Source organism: Streptococcus sp. HMSC066F10 (assembly GCF_001813805.1).
Taxonomy (GTDB): Bacteria; Bacillota; Bacilli; order Lactobacillales; family Streptococcaceae; genus Streptococcus; species Streptococcus vaginalis.
Genome location: NZ_KV813989.1, coordinates 58040 through 71901 on the forward strand (window position 1 = coordinate 58040; position 13862 = coordinate 71901).

14 protein-coding genes are annotated in these 13862 nt (G+C 37.9%); 13 read left to right on the forward strand and 1 reads right to left on the reverse strand.

Translation table 11 applies throughout. The features are described from left to right. Window position 1 precedes the first annotated feature (1 nt). Entirely contained in the window at window positions 2–1171 is a 1170-nt protein-coding gene (locus HMPREF2933_RS06525; RefSeq protein WP_024051962.1) for an MFS transporter, read from the forward strand. A 253-nt stretch (window positions 1172–1424) separates the two neighbouring features. Here the strand turns inward: HMPREF2933_RS06525 and HMPREF2933_RS10120 are convergent, their stop codons facing one another. Further along, window positions 1425–1790, reverse strand: a complete 366-nt coding sequence (locus HMPREF2933_RS10120; protein WP_024051961.1) for a hypothetical protein — start codon at window positions 1788–1790, stop codon at window positions 1425–1427. Between the two features lie 170 nt (window positions 1791–1960). On the opposite strand from HMPREF2933_RS10120, the gene HMPREF2933_RS06535 reads away from it, so the two are divergent. The 12 genes from HMPREF2933_RS06535 to prsA all read left to right on the forward strand — a co-directional run bounded on the left by HMPREF2933_RS06535 (window position 1961) and on the right by prsA (window position 13855). Continuing rightward, window positions 1961–3397, forward strand: a complete 1437-nt coding sequence (locus HMPREF2933_RS06535; RefSeq protein ID WP_024051960.1) for a 6-phospho-beta-glucosidase — start codon at window positions 1961–1963, stop codon at window positions 3395–3397. A 12-nt stretch (window positions 3398–3409) separates the two neighbouring features. Continuing rightward, window positions 3410–3652, forward strand: a complete 243-nt coding sequence (locus tag HMPREF2933_RS06540; RefSeq protein ID WP_024051959.1) for a hypothetical protein — start codon at window positions 3410–3412, stop codon at window positions 3650–3652. A gap of 234 nt (window positions 3653–3886) precedes the next feature. Then, window positions 3887–4126, forward strand: coding sequence for a SemiSWEET transporter (locus tag HMPREF2933_RS06545; RefSeq protein WP_024051958.1), 240 nt, complete (start codon window positions 3887–3889; stop codon window positions 4124–4126). A gap of 118 nt (window positions 4127–4244) precedes the next feature. Beyond that, on the forward strand, window positions 4245–4559 hold the full coding sequence (locus HMPREF2933_RS06550) for a PTS cellobiose transporter subunit IIB (RefSeq protein ID WP_003073302.1): 315 nt from the start codon (window positions 4245–4247) through the stop codon (window positions 4557–4559). A 55-nt stretch (window positions 4560–4614) separates the two neighbouring features. Next, window positions 4615–6606, forward strand: a complete 1992-nt coding sequence (locus tag HMPREF2933_RS06555) for a BglG family transcription antiterminator (RefSeq protein WP_024051957.1) — start codon at window positions 4615–4617, stop codon at window positions 6604–6606. A 12-nt stretch (window positions 6607–6618) separates the two neighbouring features. After that, window positions 6619–6936 carry a PTS cellobiose transporter subunit IIA gene (locus tag HMPREF2933_RS06560; RefSeq protein WP_021001470.1) on the forward strand — a complete coding sequence of 106 codons (318 nt, stop codon included), beginning with the start codon at window positions 6619–6621 and terminating at the stop codon, window positions 6934–6936. Window positions 6937–6958: 22 nt separating this feature from the next. Continuing rightward, the gene (locus HMPREF2933_RS06565; protein WP_024051956.1) at window positions 6959–7465 is read left to right on the forward strand and encodes a hypothetical protein; all 507 of its coding nucleotides are present in this window, start codon (window positions 6959–6961) and stop codon (window positions 7463–7465) included. Between the two features lie 39 nt (window positions 7466–7504). After that, the gene (celB, locus tag HMPREF2933_RS06570; RefSeq protein ID WP_024051955.1) at window positions 7505–8848 is read left to right on the forward strand and encodes a PTS cellobiose transporter subunit IIC; all 1344 of its coding nucleotides are present in this window, start codon (window positions 7505–7507) and stop codon (window positions 8846–8848) included. 491 nt (window positions 8849–9339) lie between these two features. Continuing rightward, window positions 9340–10371 carry a competence protein CoiA gene (locus HMPREF2933_RS06575; RefSeq protein WP_024051954.1) on the forward strand — a complete coding sequence of 344 codons (1032 nt, stop codon included), beginning with the start codon at window positions 9340–9342 and terminating at the stop codon, window positions 10369–10371. Next, window positions 10323–12125, forward strand: coding sequence for an oligoendopeptidase F (gene pepF / locus HMPREF2933_RS06580; RefSeq protein WP_024051953.1), 1803 nt, complete (start codon window positions 10323–10325; stop codon window positions 12123–12125). The genes HMPREF2933_RS06575 and pepF overlap by 49 nt, the downstream gene beginning before the upstream one ends. Before the next feature lies 1 nt (window position 12126). Then, window positions 12127–12810, forward strand: a complete 684-nt coding sequence (locus tag HMPREF2933_RS06585) for an O-methyltransferase (RefSeq protein ID WP_024051952.1) — start codon at window positions 12127–12129, stop codon at window positions 12808–12810. A gap of 106 nt (window positions 12811–12916) precedes the next feature. After that, window positions 12917–13855 carry a peptidylprolyl isomerase PrsA gene (gene prsA, locus HMPREF2933_RS06590; RefSeq protein WP_070672675.1) on the forward strand — a complete coding sequence of 313 codons (939 nt, stop codon included), beginning with the start codon at window positions 12917–12919 and terminating at the stop codon, window positions 13853–13855. Window positions 13856–13862: the final 7 nt, after the last annotated feature.

Consider the following 13862-nt stretch of genomic DNA (forward strand, 5'->3'; position numbering starts at 1 on the left):
CATGTTTAGGAAATTTCAAAATAGCTATTTTGCTTATTTTTTGATGTATAATTTTTATTTTTTATCATACTCATTGTTTTCAACTTTAATTTCAGTTTATATGCTGGATAAGGGGTATTCGGCTAGTCAGGTTTCACTTGTTGTCTCTGCCTCGTTCTTTTCTTCAATGCTTGTACAGCCTATTATGGGTGTTTTGAATGATGCGATTGGCATTAAAAAAGTAACCATTTATAGCTTTCTTTTCATCATCGTTGGAGCAATTTTTTTCATGCAAGCCAATAATCTCTTGCTCTTGACAATTTGGTACAGCGCTGTTTTAATGCTAATCAACGGTGTGAATCCTGTTATGGACGTTCTAGCTGCTAGAAGCCCTTATACTTATGGGAAAATCCGTATCTGGGGGACTTTTGGCTATGCAATGGGCTCACAATTAGCAGGGCTGATTTATAAGTTCATCTCTCCGCAAGCGATTTTCATCGTGTTTATCGGTATGATGTGTGTGAGTATTCTTGGAGTGCTGGGAATTGAGCCAAAACAAGATCAGCGTCCTAAAAAAACGACACAAACGAAAAATGATTCCTATATTGGACAGATTTTTAAAAATAAAACATATTTGTTTTACCTCGTTATTGTAGCGCTCTATTCTGGAGTCGGGAATACTGGTCACACTTATATACCATCTATGTTAGAGCATAGTGGTTTAAGTGTCAATGTGGCGACGACTGTGGTAGCTATTTCTGTTATTTGTGAGTCGCCCTTGATCTTCTTTTCTTATCTTTTTATGGATAAACTTCCGATTAAAAAATTGCTTTATATTTCCCTGCTCATTTTGCTCTTACAGTATGTGATTTATGGTCTGGATTTTGGATTGACTTCCAAGATTCTTTTGACCTTGATGTCAAAGCACGCCACAGGAATGTTGTTGATTATGGTGACTTTAAAGATTGTTGCTAATGTAGTAGATGAAAAATATATGGTGACAGCTATTGTCCTTGTTCAAACAGCCCGAAATTTGGGAACCATTCTTATCCAAAATATTGCAGGAGACATTATTGACAAATCTGGCTATGAAATGATGAGCTTTTTCTTAGCTGGTGTGATGATTGTAGTGCTTGTTTTAGCCTTCTTTTTGAAAGTGCCAAACAAGCCAAATCAGAAATTATTCGGTTAAAATAAGAGAGGTATAAAAAATCTGGATTGAAAGTCTCCAGCTTCATAGCATATTGTATAATAAAGCAATGACGAATTAGTTACCGGATAAGGCTCATGAAACGAGTCTTAACCTTGTTTGCTTTTTAAGCTCGAAAAAACACTTTTGATGAAAACGTCGTTTTTGTCATTCACCATCTCAACTGTCTCTCAGGCTGTGGGGTGAGACAGAACTAAAAATTTTCAAATTTTAGTTCTGTTTCACTCTTTTTAATTTACTCATTTAGTTTTTTCTTAAATAAAAAGAGCCAAACATAGGCAATCAGGCTGACACATCTATAAACGACTAAAAATGGAAGTGTAATACTAACAGGCTTGATACCAAGTAGAAAAAGTCCTGTTTTTAAAACTCCGTCTATAAAACCAGCAAAGATAAAAGTAGAAACTTTCTTTTGCTGAAAGAAAGGAGGTAAGCTAAAAGGAAAAGTAAAGAGGGAAAGATAAAACGGGCGTGAATCAATGGGTAAAAAGTACAATAAAAAAGCTATCATAGTACAAGTTATAGCAATAATAGGTATATAAATCAAAAACTTTTTGTAATCATAGCGGAATGAGATGACCTTTCTTAGATAGAGAAACATAATGTAGATTTTATATTCTTTTCCTTCATTATAGAAAGAAATGAGCCGAAAAAGCAACCGCTTTCACAAACTTTGGATTTATTTTCCGCATTGCTGTGGCAAAAATATGGGTTTTAAAAGCGCTTTCTTAGGAGTATAATAAAAGTATCAAAATCAGGAGGACTTTAGACATGTCAACATTTAAAGACGGATTTCTCTGGGGTGGAGCAGTTGCAGCTCATCAACTAGAAGGTGGTTGGCAGGAAGGCGGCAAGGGCATTAGTGTGGCTGATGTGATGACAGCAGCTCGCCATGGGGTTCCGCGTGAAATTACGGCTGGAGTGTTGCCAGGCAAATACTACCCAAATCATGAAGCAATTGATTTTTATCATCTTTATAAGGGGGACATTGCTCTGTTTGCGGAAATGGGTTTCAAGTGCTTCCGAACTTCTATTGCTTGGACGCGGATTTTTCCTAAGGGAGACGAAGAGCAGCCCAATGAAGCTGGTTTGCAGTTTTATGATGACCTTTTTGATGAATGTCTCAAATACGGGATTGAGCCAGTTATTACTCTGTCGCATTTCGAAATGCCTTATCATTTGGTGACCGAGTATGGTGGCTGGAAAAATCGTCAGGTGATTGACTTCTTTGTCCGTTTTGCAGAAGTTGTTTTTGAGCGTTATAAGGATAAAGTCAAATACTGGATGACTTTCAATGAAATCAATAACCAAGCTAATTATCAGGAGGATTTTGCTCCCTTCACTAACTCTGGGATTGTCTACAAGGAAGGCGATGATCGCGAAGCAATCATGTATCAGGCGGCTCACTATGAGCTGGTAGCTTCTGCGCGAGCAGTTAAAATCGGTCATGAGATCAATCCTGACTTCCAAATCGGTTGTATGATTGCCATGTGTCCGATTTATCCAGCTACTTGCAATCCTAAGGACGTCCTCATGGCGATGAAAGCTATGCAGAAGCGTTATTACTTTACAGATGTGCATGTCTTTGGCCGATATCCTGAGCATATTCTCAAATACTGGGAAAGGAAGGGAATCAAGGTGGACTTTAGCGAGCAGGATCAAAAAGACTTGCTAGAGGGCACTGTTGACTATATTGGTTTTAGCTACTACATGTCCTTTGCTATTGACTCCCATCGGGAAAATAATCCTTACTTCGACTATATAGAGACTGAAGATTTGGTTAAAAATAACTTTGTCAAGGCTTCTGAATGGGAATGGCAGATTGACCCAGAAGGCCTGCGCTATGCTCTCAATTGGTTTACGGATCATTATCATCTACCGCTTTTCATTGTGGAAAATGGCTTTGGAGCTATTGACCAAGTGGAAGCAGACGGTATGGTACACGATGATTACCGGATTGACTATCTGGGTGCTCATATCCGCGAGATGAAAAAGGCCGTGGTAGAAGATGGTGTGGATCTCATGGGCTACACGCCTTGGGGCTGTATTGACCTAGTATCAGCAGGTACGGGTGAAATGCGCAAACGCTATGGATTTATCTATGTCGATAAGGATGACGATGGCAAGGGGAGTTATGAACGTTCACCGAAGAAGTCCTTTAACTGGTATAAGGAAGTCATTGCATCAAATGGAGAAACTGTAGACTAGATAAGGGATTTTATGAGTAAAAAAATAACCTATGTCATCAAATTTTCTAAAGGAGTCGCTGTGCCAGACTTGGCTGCCAATCCAGCTATCACTCAGCATTTGACGATTAAGTTGAAAAATGCAGACGGCTTTTTCGTAGACAGTGACATCAATGATGCCAAGATTCGCGAATTGATTATGGAAATCTATGGTTTGGAAAAGAAGGATGTCCAGGTCCTGTTAAAATATCCAGGTATCATGAATGCCTACATCTGATGGAAAGACACTGATCCCAAAAGGAGTGGAAGAGGAATGGAGATTTTTCTTCCGCCCATTTTCTTTGAGAGGAAAATGTACTTTTCTTCGTCAAACTCTTCAAAATAGATGGTTGGTGGGTATTTCCAGTCAATAAAATTTGATACAAGTTGAAGAGTTTTTCGTAGACTATGCGTCACTTGGCCATAGGCTCATCAAGAGCGCTGGTCGTTACTTATTATTCAGGAGATAAACATGATTGGCAGTATTGCTGCTATTTTAACAACCTTTGCCTTTTTGCCCCAGGTTTTCAAAGTCATCAAGACCAAGGACACAGAGTCTATTGCGCTTGGCATGTATCTGATGCAAGTTGTTGGTATTGCTTTGTGGCTGTTTCATGGCTTGGTGATTAACGATCTGCCTTTGATTATGGCTAACAGCGTTTCTTTGGTTTTATCAGGAACTATTCTCCGTTATAAGTTAAAATATAAGTAAAAAAAGTGACTAAGGAAATGTTTCCGTTTAACTAAGGAAAAAAATAAGATGGAAGTTGCAACCGTTTTCATATATAATGAGTTTATAAAATAAATTTTATTTATAAGGAGAAAATCTTATGGCTAAAGCATTGATTATCTGTGCAGCAGGTATGTCATCTTCTTTGATGGCAAAGAAAACAACGGAATTTTTAAAGAGCAAAGGGCATGACATTGAAGTAGATGCTATTAGTGCGACAGAAGGTGGAAAAGCCATTGCTGCTGCTGAATTTGATCTTTATCTCATTAGCCCTCAAACAAAAATGTATTTCAAGCAATTTGAGGATGCTGGAGCAAAAGTCGGCAAACCTATTGTACAAATTCCTCCGCAAGCCTACATTCCTATTCCAATGGGAATTGAAAAAATGGCAAACCTCATCTTGGAAAAGATTTAAATTTTCAGCTCAAAAAGGGTAAAATAGTTCTTATAAATGCGGAAGGAGAACTGTATTGCTACATCAGAAAGAAAAATTGATTCTTCAATCTTTGTTGGAAAATAAAGATCATTATATTACAAGTAAGGAATTAGCTAGTCAGCTTTCTTGCTCTGATCGTACGATAAGAACTTACCTGAAATCATTGATGGATTGGAAGCCTGATGAAACTGGTTGGAAGATTACAGCCAAGCAAGGTTATGGTTATCGACTTGAACTTCAAGATAAAGCTCTCTATCGAAACTTTATAGAAACAGAATTTTTTACAGAGCAAAACTCTGCTAAGACTGAAAATATAGAGGATCGTTACAATTACATTTTAAATAAATTGCTCTTTGAGCAGGAAAAACTTTATTGTGATGACTTAGCAGAAGAGCTGTTTGTCAGTCGTTCAACCTTGTCAGCAGATTTCAAGAAAATCAGACAAGACTTGGCAAAGTATGATTTACAAATCGAGAGCAAAGCCAATCGTGGTGTTTATGTAAAAGGCAGCGAACGGAATAAACGACGTTTTATCATGGATTACTTTTTTCGTGATAATTTCTTTCAAAGTTTGCACAATTACATTAACATTGAAGTTCCAGGACGGCAAATCAGCTTAGAAGAATTGACGATTATCGTATTGGACGAATGTCGTGAAGGTCACTTAAAGTTGTCAGATTTTGTGATTCAAAATTTAGTCATTCATATTGCCTTATCGTTTAAAAGGATTGCAGAAGGCTTCCAAATTAGCAAGATTGAAGACTGGGAACAAGGTAATTATCTGGCAGAACGAAAGATTGCTGAGAAAATTTTACACAGAGTGTATTTGGCAACTGGGCTGGAATTTCCCAAAGAAGAAGTAGACTATATCACGCTCCATTTGATTTCAAAAGCTTCTTGTCAAGAAAGCCAGAATACCAAAATAGACACCAATCAAGAAATTCGCAAGCAGCTACTAGAGGCGTTAGAGCAAGTCGAGCATGTCAAGGCTTATCAATTTCAGCATGATTTTCAATTAGTTGAAGGAGTTGTTGTTCATTTATCTACTTTCTATGTGCGTTTGCAAAATCATGTGATGCTTGAAAATCCCCTTTTACAGGATATTCAACAGCAAGCACCAGCAGTTTTGGAAATGACACGAGAAATTTTGCAGGAAATGCCGATTTTTTCTAAGGAAGACTTATCAGATGATGAAGTGGCTTATGTGGCACTGCATTTCATGGCTGCTTTGGAGCGATTAAAGGAAAAGCAAAAGTTTAACATTTTGGTGATTTGTGCTACGGGTTATGGATCGGCATTAATGCTAAAAAATCGGATTGTCAATGAGCTGGGTAACTTAGTTCACATTGTAGATGTGATTGGTTATTATGAGTTGGATGATGAACGTTTGAAAGATATTGATTTCATCATTTCGTCTATTGACTTGTCAAATTTAGTCTTTAGTGTTCCTGTTTTTACTGTTAGTATCTTTTTAAATGCAGAGGAATTAAAGTCCATCAAGCAAAAGGTCAGTCAGTTAAAGCCGATTGGAACCTGTTTGCCAGTTAAAGCGATGATAACATTTGATAAAGATAGTGAAAGGATTTTTGATGAATATTTCTCTCCATCTTGTTTTATTCTCATGCAGGATGCGTCAAAAGAGCAGATTTTGCAAGAATTATTAACAAAAATGGAGCAGGGAGAAGAAAAGGATTTTGTTACACATATGCAAGAGCTAATCAAGCAGCGTGAAAAGATGAGTTCTGTCGTTTTTTCAGAACAAGTTGCGGTGCCTCACCCGATTAAGCCCCTTGCAAAGAATCATAAAATTGGTGTTGCCATTGTGAGAAATGGCGTGCAGTGGAATGAAGAAAGTCCTAAAATTCAACTCATTTTTCTCCCTTCTCCGTCCGTTTATGGGAATGAAGAAATGGCAACGTTGACATCAAAGATTGTTGATTTGTTAGAGCAGCCTGACCTGCAAGCAAAGATATTGAGCTGTCAGTCGTTTACAGAATTTAAAGCATTATTTTTAAACATAAAGTAAAGGAGATTGTCTATGAATCAGGAAGAATTACAAGTTGCAGCTTTTGAAATTATCCTGCATAGTGGTTCAGCAAGAACAACAGTTCATGAAGCATTTGCAGATATGCGCGAAGGGCATTATGATGAAGCTGCTGAAAAGTTAGAAGCTGCCAATGCAGAACTATTGGAAGCTCATCATGCACAAACAAATTTGCTACAAGAATACGCAAGTGGAACGGAAATCAAAATTGAAATTATCATGGTGCATGCTCAGGATCATTTGATGACAACTATGACCTTGCGTGAGGTAGCACTTGAAATGCTCAGTCTTTATCGAAAGATTGAAAAGTAAAAGATGAATGAAAGGGGAAAACATGACTGAAAAAGAGAAACAAGAACTAGAAGCAAGACGAAAAGAAGCAGCAATAAAAAACATGTACTACACGCGTTTCTTTTCAGTCCGCTACGCGACAGCATTTTTCTTCTTTGCTAATCTTTATTGGATGCTAATGCTGTATCTTTCAAAGGCTGGTTTAGTTTTGCTGTTGCCTTTGTTGCTAACTGTTCTAGCGGCGTTGGCAATGTGGGAACAAACACGAATGTACAGCGTTCATCAAAAAGAAGCGACATTAACGCGGTTCTTTTACAATATTTCTGCTTTAGCAAATGTTTTGCTACTGATAATTGTTTTTGTGGGACAGTATCATTTCCTCTTTCCATTTTTTTCGATTAGTACAACCACTGTAACCGTTTTAACGGTTGTACTTTTATTGGGGCTACTTTTAGCCATTCTAATGTTAAGAAAATTAAGTCGAATTCATCACCATACAGATAAGCAATATAAACGCATTCAAGAATATATTGCCACTGTTCAACGTTAGTTTATAAATTATATTTCAAACATCATAGGAGGATATATTATGAATAAATTGTTTGAATTTCTAGAAAAGTACCTCATGGGACCAATGGGGAAAGTCTCTACTTGGCGTCCTGTTCGTGCTATTGTTGCTGCCGGGATGGCCAGCATTCCCTTTACAATCGTAGGGTCTGCTTTCTTGGTTCTTAGTGTTATACCGCAAGCCTTTAATCTTCAATTTATTGTTGATTTGTGGGCGAATTCATTTGATAAGATTCAAGCTCTATACTTGTTAGCTTATAAGTGTACAATGGGGATTTTGTCTCTCTATTTTGCCATCGTTATTGGGTATGAATACACAAAAATTTATGTCGAAGAAGAAGGGCTCAACCTCAATCCACTCAATGGTGGTCTCTTAGCGGTATTTGCTTACTTTTTGACCATTCCTGAATTAACTTATTCTAAAGGAGTGATTTCAGCCGTTACAGGAAAAGCAACAATTGGTGGTTGGACTGTTGGCGGAGATAGTTTGACACGTTTATCTACATCAGGTATGTTTACTGCGATTCTGATGTCCATTCTCGCTGTGCAACTATATCGCCTTTGTGTGCAGAAGAATTGGGTCATCAAGATGCCTGAAGCTGTTCCAGAAGGAGTTGCTCGTTCATTTACAGCCCTCATTCCAGGTTTTGTCATTGCATTTGCAGTACTCTTCATTAACGGTATCTTTATCCTATTTGGTACAGATATTTATAAAGTTATTGCAATTCCGTTTGCCTTTGTTAGCCATATCACTAATACATGGCTAGGTATCGTTGTGATTTACTTATTGGTTCATGCTCTTTGGATTGTCGGTATTCACGGTGCTAATATCGTTATGGGACTGGTTAATCCGATCTTGCTTGCTAATATGGCACAAAACGTTGACGGCAAATTCATTGCTTATGCAGGTGAATTTACCAACTCTTATGTAACAATCGGTGGTTCTGGTGCGACCTTATTGCTTTGCTTCTATATTGCTTTCCGTGCGAAGTCAGATCAATTACGTATGCTTGGAAAAGCAGCTATGGGTCCAGCTATTTTCAACATCAACGAACCCCTTATCTTTGGTCTACCAATTGTGTATAATCCAATGTTGACCATTCCGTTTATTTTGGCTCCAATTGTCTCTGCTTCAATTGGTTACTGGTCTGTCCGACTTGGACTAGCTGGTAAAGCAATTGCCCAAACACCATGGCCAACACCTATTGGTCTTGGAGCTTATGTTGGTTCAGGTGGTAATATTGGTGCTTTCGTAGTTGCACTTGTCTGTGCTCTGTCTGCCTTTGTGATTTGGTATCCATTTATTAAGATGTATGATACGAAGTTGTACAAAGAAGAAATGGGCGGCGCTGAAGCGATTCAATAATTTTGTTTCCCCTTATAAAAAATTTGAAGCTGGAACGAAAGTCTCCAGCTTCAATTTATATAGTGCAATAAACCAAGGTCGCAGTAGCTGTTTGCTCAAAGCACTACTTTGAGGTGGAGGATGAGAGTGGGGCAGAAATCAGTAGTTTTGTAGAAACTTGATTTCATCGTCCCACCTCCGCACGGTTGAGTAGGACTGTAAAAGTTGATTTATCAACATATTAGAGTCCACTCAACTACTGTGTCTTATAATTCTAACTATATAAACAAAGGAAGCTGAGCACTTTGCCCCACCTTCAAAGTTCTTCATTTTTCAAGCTCAGAAAAGCACTTTTGATAAAAACTTTGTTTTCTTTATCCACCAGCTCAACAGTCTGGAAGACTGTTGAGCAACTTTGCGGGGGTGAAACAGAACTTAACTTAAAATTTTTAAGATGAGTTCTGTCTCACTCTTTTTTTACGAATAATTTAAGTAAAAGGGGAAAATAATCTATGTTAATGGCTTGTCAGGAAAACGGAAAAATGCTAAATGCTGTGGAAGATACGGTAAATCCGTTGGATAGGTTTCTCTGCCCGGCTTGTAAGGAAGCGGTGCGATTTAAGAATGGCAAGGTGATGCGATCGCATTTTGCTCATATTTCCTTGAAAAACTGCCATTTTTCTACGGAAAATGAAAGTGCAGAGCACCTAAATCTGAAAACTGCTTTGTTTACTTGGGCTAGAAAATCCAATCATGCGATTCAAGTAGAAGCTTATTTACCAGAATTGCAGCAAATCGCAGATTTGTTAGTTGAAAAACAAATTGCGCTTGAAGTTCAGTGTAGCTCGCTTAGTCAAAAACGCTTAAAAGAGCGTACGGACAGTTATCGTCAGCATGGTTATCGCGTCTTTTGGCTCTTGGGAAAGAAACTTTGGCTGAAAGATTCCTTGACCAATTTACAAAAGGACTTTCTCTATTTCAGTCAAAATATGGGCTTTCATCTATGGGAATTAGACGAACAGCAACAGCTCTTGAGGCTTAAATACTTGATTCATGAAGATTTGCATGGCAAGGTTCAGTATAAGGAGAAAAGTTTTGCTTTTGGTAAAGGAAACCTTTTAGACATCTTTCGTCAGCCATTCTGCAAGCAGGAAATGACGAGTTTTCTGGCAAAAGAAGATAAAAATATTTGCAGTTATGTGCGCCAGCAGCTCTATTATCAGCAGCCCAAATGGATGAAATGGCAGGCAGAATTGTATCAAACGGGTGATAATTTATTAACCAAAACGGCTAGTGACTTTTACCCGCAAGTCCAACCTGTTCGTTCCAGCTCTTTCTGCCAGATTTTTCAAGATCTCACACCTTATTACCAGCAATTTTCAGCTTATTATGAAAAAGAAAAAAATAAAAATTTCCAAATTCTCTATCCTCCAGCTTTTTATGCAAAGATTTTTGGCAATATTTATGATAGAATAGGAAGGACGGAGGAAATTTTATGGCAAAACAAAGAAATGAAATTGAAGAAAAATACACTTGGGACCTAACAACGATTTTCACAACAGATGAAGCTTTTGAGGCAGAGTTAACTCAAGTTTCAAAAGAATTAAAAGAAGCCAGCAGCTTAGCAGGGCATCTTTTGGACTCATCTGACAGCCTTTTAAAAACAACAGAAATCCAATTGGACTTGATGCGTCGTATCGAAAAACTCTATTCCTATGCTCACATGAAAAATGACCAAGATACGCGCGTGGCAAAATATCAAGAATACCAAGCCAAAGGAATGGCCATTTATAGTGAGTTCGGACAGGCCTTTGCTTTTTATGAGCCAGAATTTATGGCAATCACAGACGAGCAATATCAGACTTTCTTAGCTGAAAAGCCCGAATTGCAAATCTATCAGCATTTCTTTGATAAGCTACTGCAAAAGAAACCTCACATCCTTTCTCAACGTGAGGAAGAATTGTTAGCAGGAGCTGGTGAAATTTTTAGTGCTGCGGGTGAAACTTTTGGAATCTTAGATAATGCTGATATTGTCTTTCCAACCGTGCACGACGAAGAAGGAAATGAAGTGCAATTGACGCACGGAAATTACATTAGTTTAGTGGAGTCGAAAAATCGTACAGTCCGCAAGGAAACTTATGAAGCGCTTTACAGCGTCTATGAGCAATACCAACATACTTATGCTAAGACACTCCAAACGAATGTTAAAGTTCATAATTACAATGCCAAAGTTCGTAATTTTTCTTCTGCGCGTGAAGCTGCTTTGTCTGCTAACTTTATTCCAGAAAGTGTTTATGATAGCTTAGTGTCTGCGGTCAACAAACACTTGCCACTCTTACATCGCTACATTGCCCTACGTGCAAAGATTTTAGGCCTTTCTGATTTGAAAATGTATGACCTCTATACACCATTGTCAGAAGCAGATTACAAATTTACTTATGAGGAAGCCTTGATGAAAGCAGAAGAAGTCTTAGCTATCCTTGGAGAAGATTATCTAGGTCGAGTAAAAGAAGCCTTTTCAGATCGTTGGATTGATGTTTATGAAAACCAAGGCAAGCGCTCTGGGGCTTATTCTGGTGGTTCTTACGATACCAATGCTTTTATGTTGCTCAACTGGCAAGATACGTTGGACAATCTTTTCACGCTGGTTCATGAAACAGGTCACAGTATGCATTCTAGCTATACTCGTGAAAATCAGCCATACGTTTACGGAGATTATTCTATTTTCTTAGCTGAGATTGCTTCTACGACCAATGAAAATATCCTGACGGAGAAATTATTGGAAGAAGTAGATGACGATCAAACCCGCTTTGCGATTCTGAATCATTTCTTGGACGGTTTCCGTGGAACTGTTTTCCGCCAAACTCAATTTGCCGAGTTTGAACATGCCATTCACAAAGCTGACCAAGAAGGTCAAGTCTTGACGAGTGAATTTTTGAATGATTTGTACGCAGATTTGAATGAAAAATATTATGGTTTGACGAAAGAAGACAACCCACAAATTCAATACGAATGGGCACGGATTCCGCATTTCTACTATGATTACTATGTTTTTCAATACTCAACCGGTTTCTCAGCTGCTTCTGCCTTAGCAGATAAGATTGTTAACGGAACGCAAGAAGATAAAGAGAAGTATCTCAACTACTTGAAAGCAGGAAATTCTGATTATCCGCTAAATGTCATTAAAAAAGCTGGTGTAGATATGGAAAAAGAAGACTACCTCAATGCTGCTTTTGCAGTCTTTGAACGTCGTCTTGATGAATTTGAAGCATTCGTAGAAAAGTTAGGACTGGCATAAAATGGTTGAATCCTATAGTAAAAATGCCAATCACAATATGCGTCGTCCCGTTGTCAAAGAAGAAATCGTCGATTTTATGCGGACACGGCAAAAGCAAGTTTCGGGCTCCTTAAAAGAGCTCGAAACTTTTGCTCATGCAGAAAATATTCCCATTATTCCTCACGAAACAGTTGCCTATTTTCGTTTTCTGTTAGAAACTTTACAGCCACAGAAGATTTTGGAAATTGGGACAGCCATTGGTTTTTCAGCTCTTTTAATGGCAGAACATGCACCGCACGCACAAATCACAACGATTGATCGAAATCCAGAAATGATTGCTCTTGCCAAAGCGAACTTTTCCAAGTTTGATAAGCGCAGGCAAATTACATTGCTGGAAGGAGATGCAATGGATATTCTTCCTCATTTGAAAGATTGCTATGACTTTGTCTTTATGGACTCTGCTAAGTCCAAATACGTTGTCTTTCTGCCAGAAGTTCTGAAGCGCCTTTCTTCAGGAGGAATTATCATCATAGATGATGTTTTTCAAGGTGGAGATGTCACAAAGGAGATGAGTGAAGTTCGCCGAGGTCAACGAACGATTTATCGAGGGTTGCACCAATTATTTGATAAAACACTGAATCAGCCTGAATTGACTTCAACCTTGCTACCACTTGGCGACGGCATTCTGATGATTAGAAAAAAATGAGATTCTTAATATTTTCCTAAATTTTCAAAGTTTTTAGGAAAATTTAAGATATTAAATCTATTTTATGGTACAATAAGAAAGTGAATTAAAAAAAGGAGTTTTCATAATGAAGAAAAAAATTCTAGCAGGAGCCATTACGCTTTTGTCAGTTGTAACATTAGCGGCATGCTCGCAAGCTGGTGGTAAAGATATTATCACGATGAAAGGAAATACAATTACTGTCAATGATTTCTATGACAAAGTAAAAAATAATGCAGCTGCTCAACAAGTACTTCTCAATATGACCATTCAAGAAGTTTTTGAAAAGAGCTATGGTAAACATGTTACAGAAAAAGAAGTCAATGAAACGTTCAATAAGAGTAAGAGCACTTACGGAACTGCTTTCCAACAAGTATTGGCAAGAGCAGGATTGACGGAAGATACTTATCGTGAACAAATCAGAACCAATAAATTGGTCGAATATGCTGTCAAAAAAGCAGCTGAAAAAGAATTGACAGATGCAAACTATAAAAAAGCATACGAATCTTATACACCAGAAGTGACTGCTCAAATCATCAAGGTAGATAGCGAAGATAAGGCAAAGGAAGTATTGGAGAAAGCAAAAGCTGAAGGTGCTGATTTCGGACAAATTGCCAAGGAAAATTCTACGGATACGAAGACCAAAGATAAGGGTGGGGAAGAGAAGTTTGACTCAGCTTCAACAGATGTTCCAGATGCTGTTAAAAAAGTGGCTTTTTCCCTTGAAGCAAACGGTATTTCTGATGTTATCACCGTTAAATCATCAACCTATTCTTCAAGTTATTATATTGTGAAACTAAATAGTAAGTCTGAAAAATCAGCAAACTGGAAAGACTACAAGAAACAACTGAAAAATGTTATCTTGACACAAAAACAAAATGATCGAACCTTTATCCAAAAAATTGTTGCCAAAGAATTACAAGCAGCCAATATTAAGGTGAAAGATCAAGCTTTCCAAAATCTGTTCTCACAATATGTCAAGTCAGATAGCAAATCAACATCTAGCTCGTCATCTTCATCAAAATAAGTTGACG

What these genes read in the sequence shown, in the direction of transcription:
- HMPREF2933_RS10120 (WP_024051961.1), bottom strand. Translation starts at nt 1,790, where the DNA reads ATGTTTCTCTATCTAAGAAAGGTCATCTCATTCCGCTATGATTACAAA.
- HMPREF2933_RS06585 (WP_024051952.1), top strand. Translation starts at nt 12,127, where the DNA reads ATGGTTGAATCCTATAGTAAAAATGCCAATCACAATATGCGTCGTCCC.
- HMPREF2933_RS06575 (WP_024051954.1), top strand. Translation starts at nt 9,340, where the DNA reads ATGTTAATGGCTTGTCAGGAAAACGGAAAAATGCTAAATGCTGTGGAA.
- prsA (WP_070672675.1), top strand. Translation starts at nt 12,917, where the DNA reads ATGAAGAAAAAAATTCTAGCAGGAGCCATTACGCTTTTGTCAGTTGTA.
- HMPREF2933_RS06540 (WP_024051959.1), top strand. Translation starts at nt 3,410, where the DNA reads ATGAGTAAAAAAATAACCTATGTCATCAAATTTTCTAAAGGAGTCGCT.
- HMPREF2933_RS06545 (WP_024051958.1), top strand. Translation starts at nt 3,887, where the DNA reads ATGATTGGCAGTATTGCTGCTATTTTAACAACCTTTGCCTTTTTGCCC.
- HMPREF2933_RS06565 (WP_024051956.1), top strand. Translation starts at nt 6,959, where the DNA reads ATGACTGAAAAAGAGAAACAAGAACTAGAAGCAAGACGAAAAGAAGCA.
- HMPREF2933_RS06550 (WP_003073302.1), top strand. Translation starts at nt 4,245, where the DNA reads ATGGCTAAAGCATTGATTATCTGTGCAGCAGGTATGTCATCTTCTTTG.
- celB (WP_024051955.1), top strand. Translation starts at nt 7,505, where the DNA reads ATGAATAAATTGTTTGAATTTCTAGAAAAGTACCTCATGGGACCAATG.
- HMPREF2933_RS06535 (WP_024051960.1), top strand. Translation starts at nt 1,961, where the DNA reads ATGTCAACATTTAAAGACGGATTTCTCTGGGGTGGAGCAGTTGCAGCT.
- HMPREF2933_RS06560 (WP_021001470.1), top strand. Translation starts at nt 6,619, where the DNA reads ATGAATCAGGAAGAATTACAAGTTGCAGCTTTTGAAATTATCCTGCAT.
- HMPREF2933_RS06525 (WP_024051962.1), top strand. Translation starts at nt 2, where the DNA reads ATGTTTAGGAAATTTCAAAATAGCTATTTTGCTTATTTTTTGATGTAT.
- pepF (WP_024051953.1), top strand. Translation starts at nt 10,323, where the DNA reads ATGGCAAAACAAAGAAATGAAATTGAAGAAAAATACACTTGGGACCTA.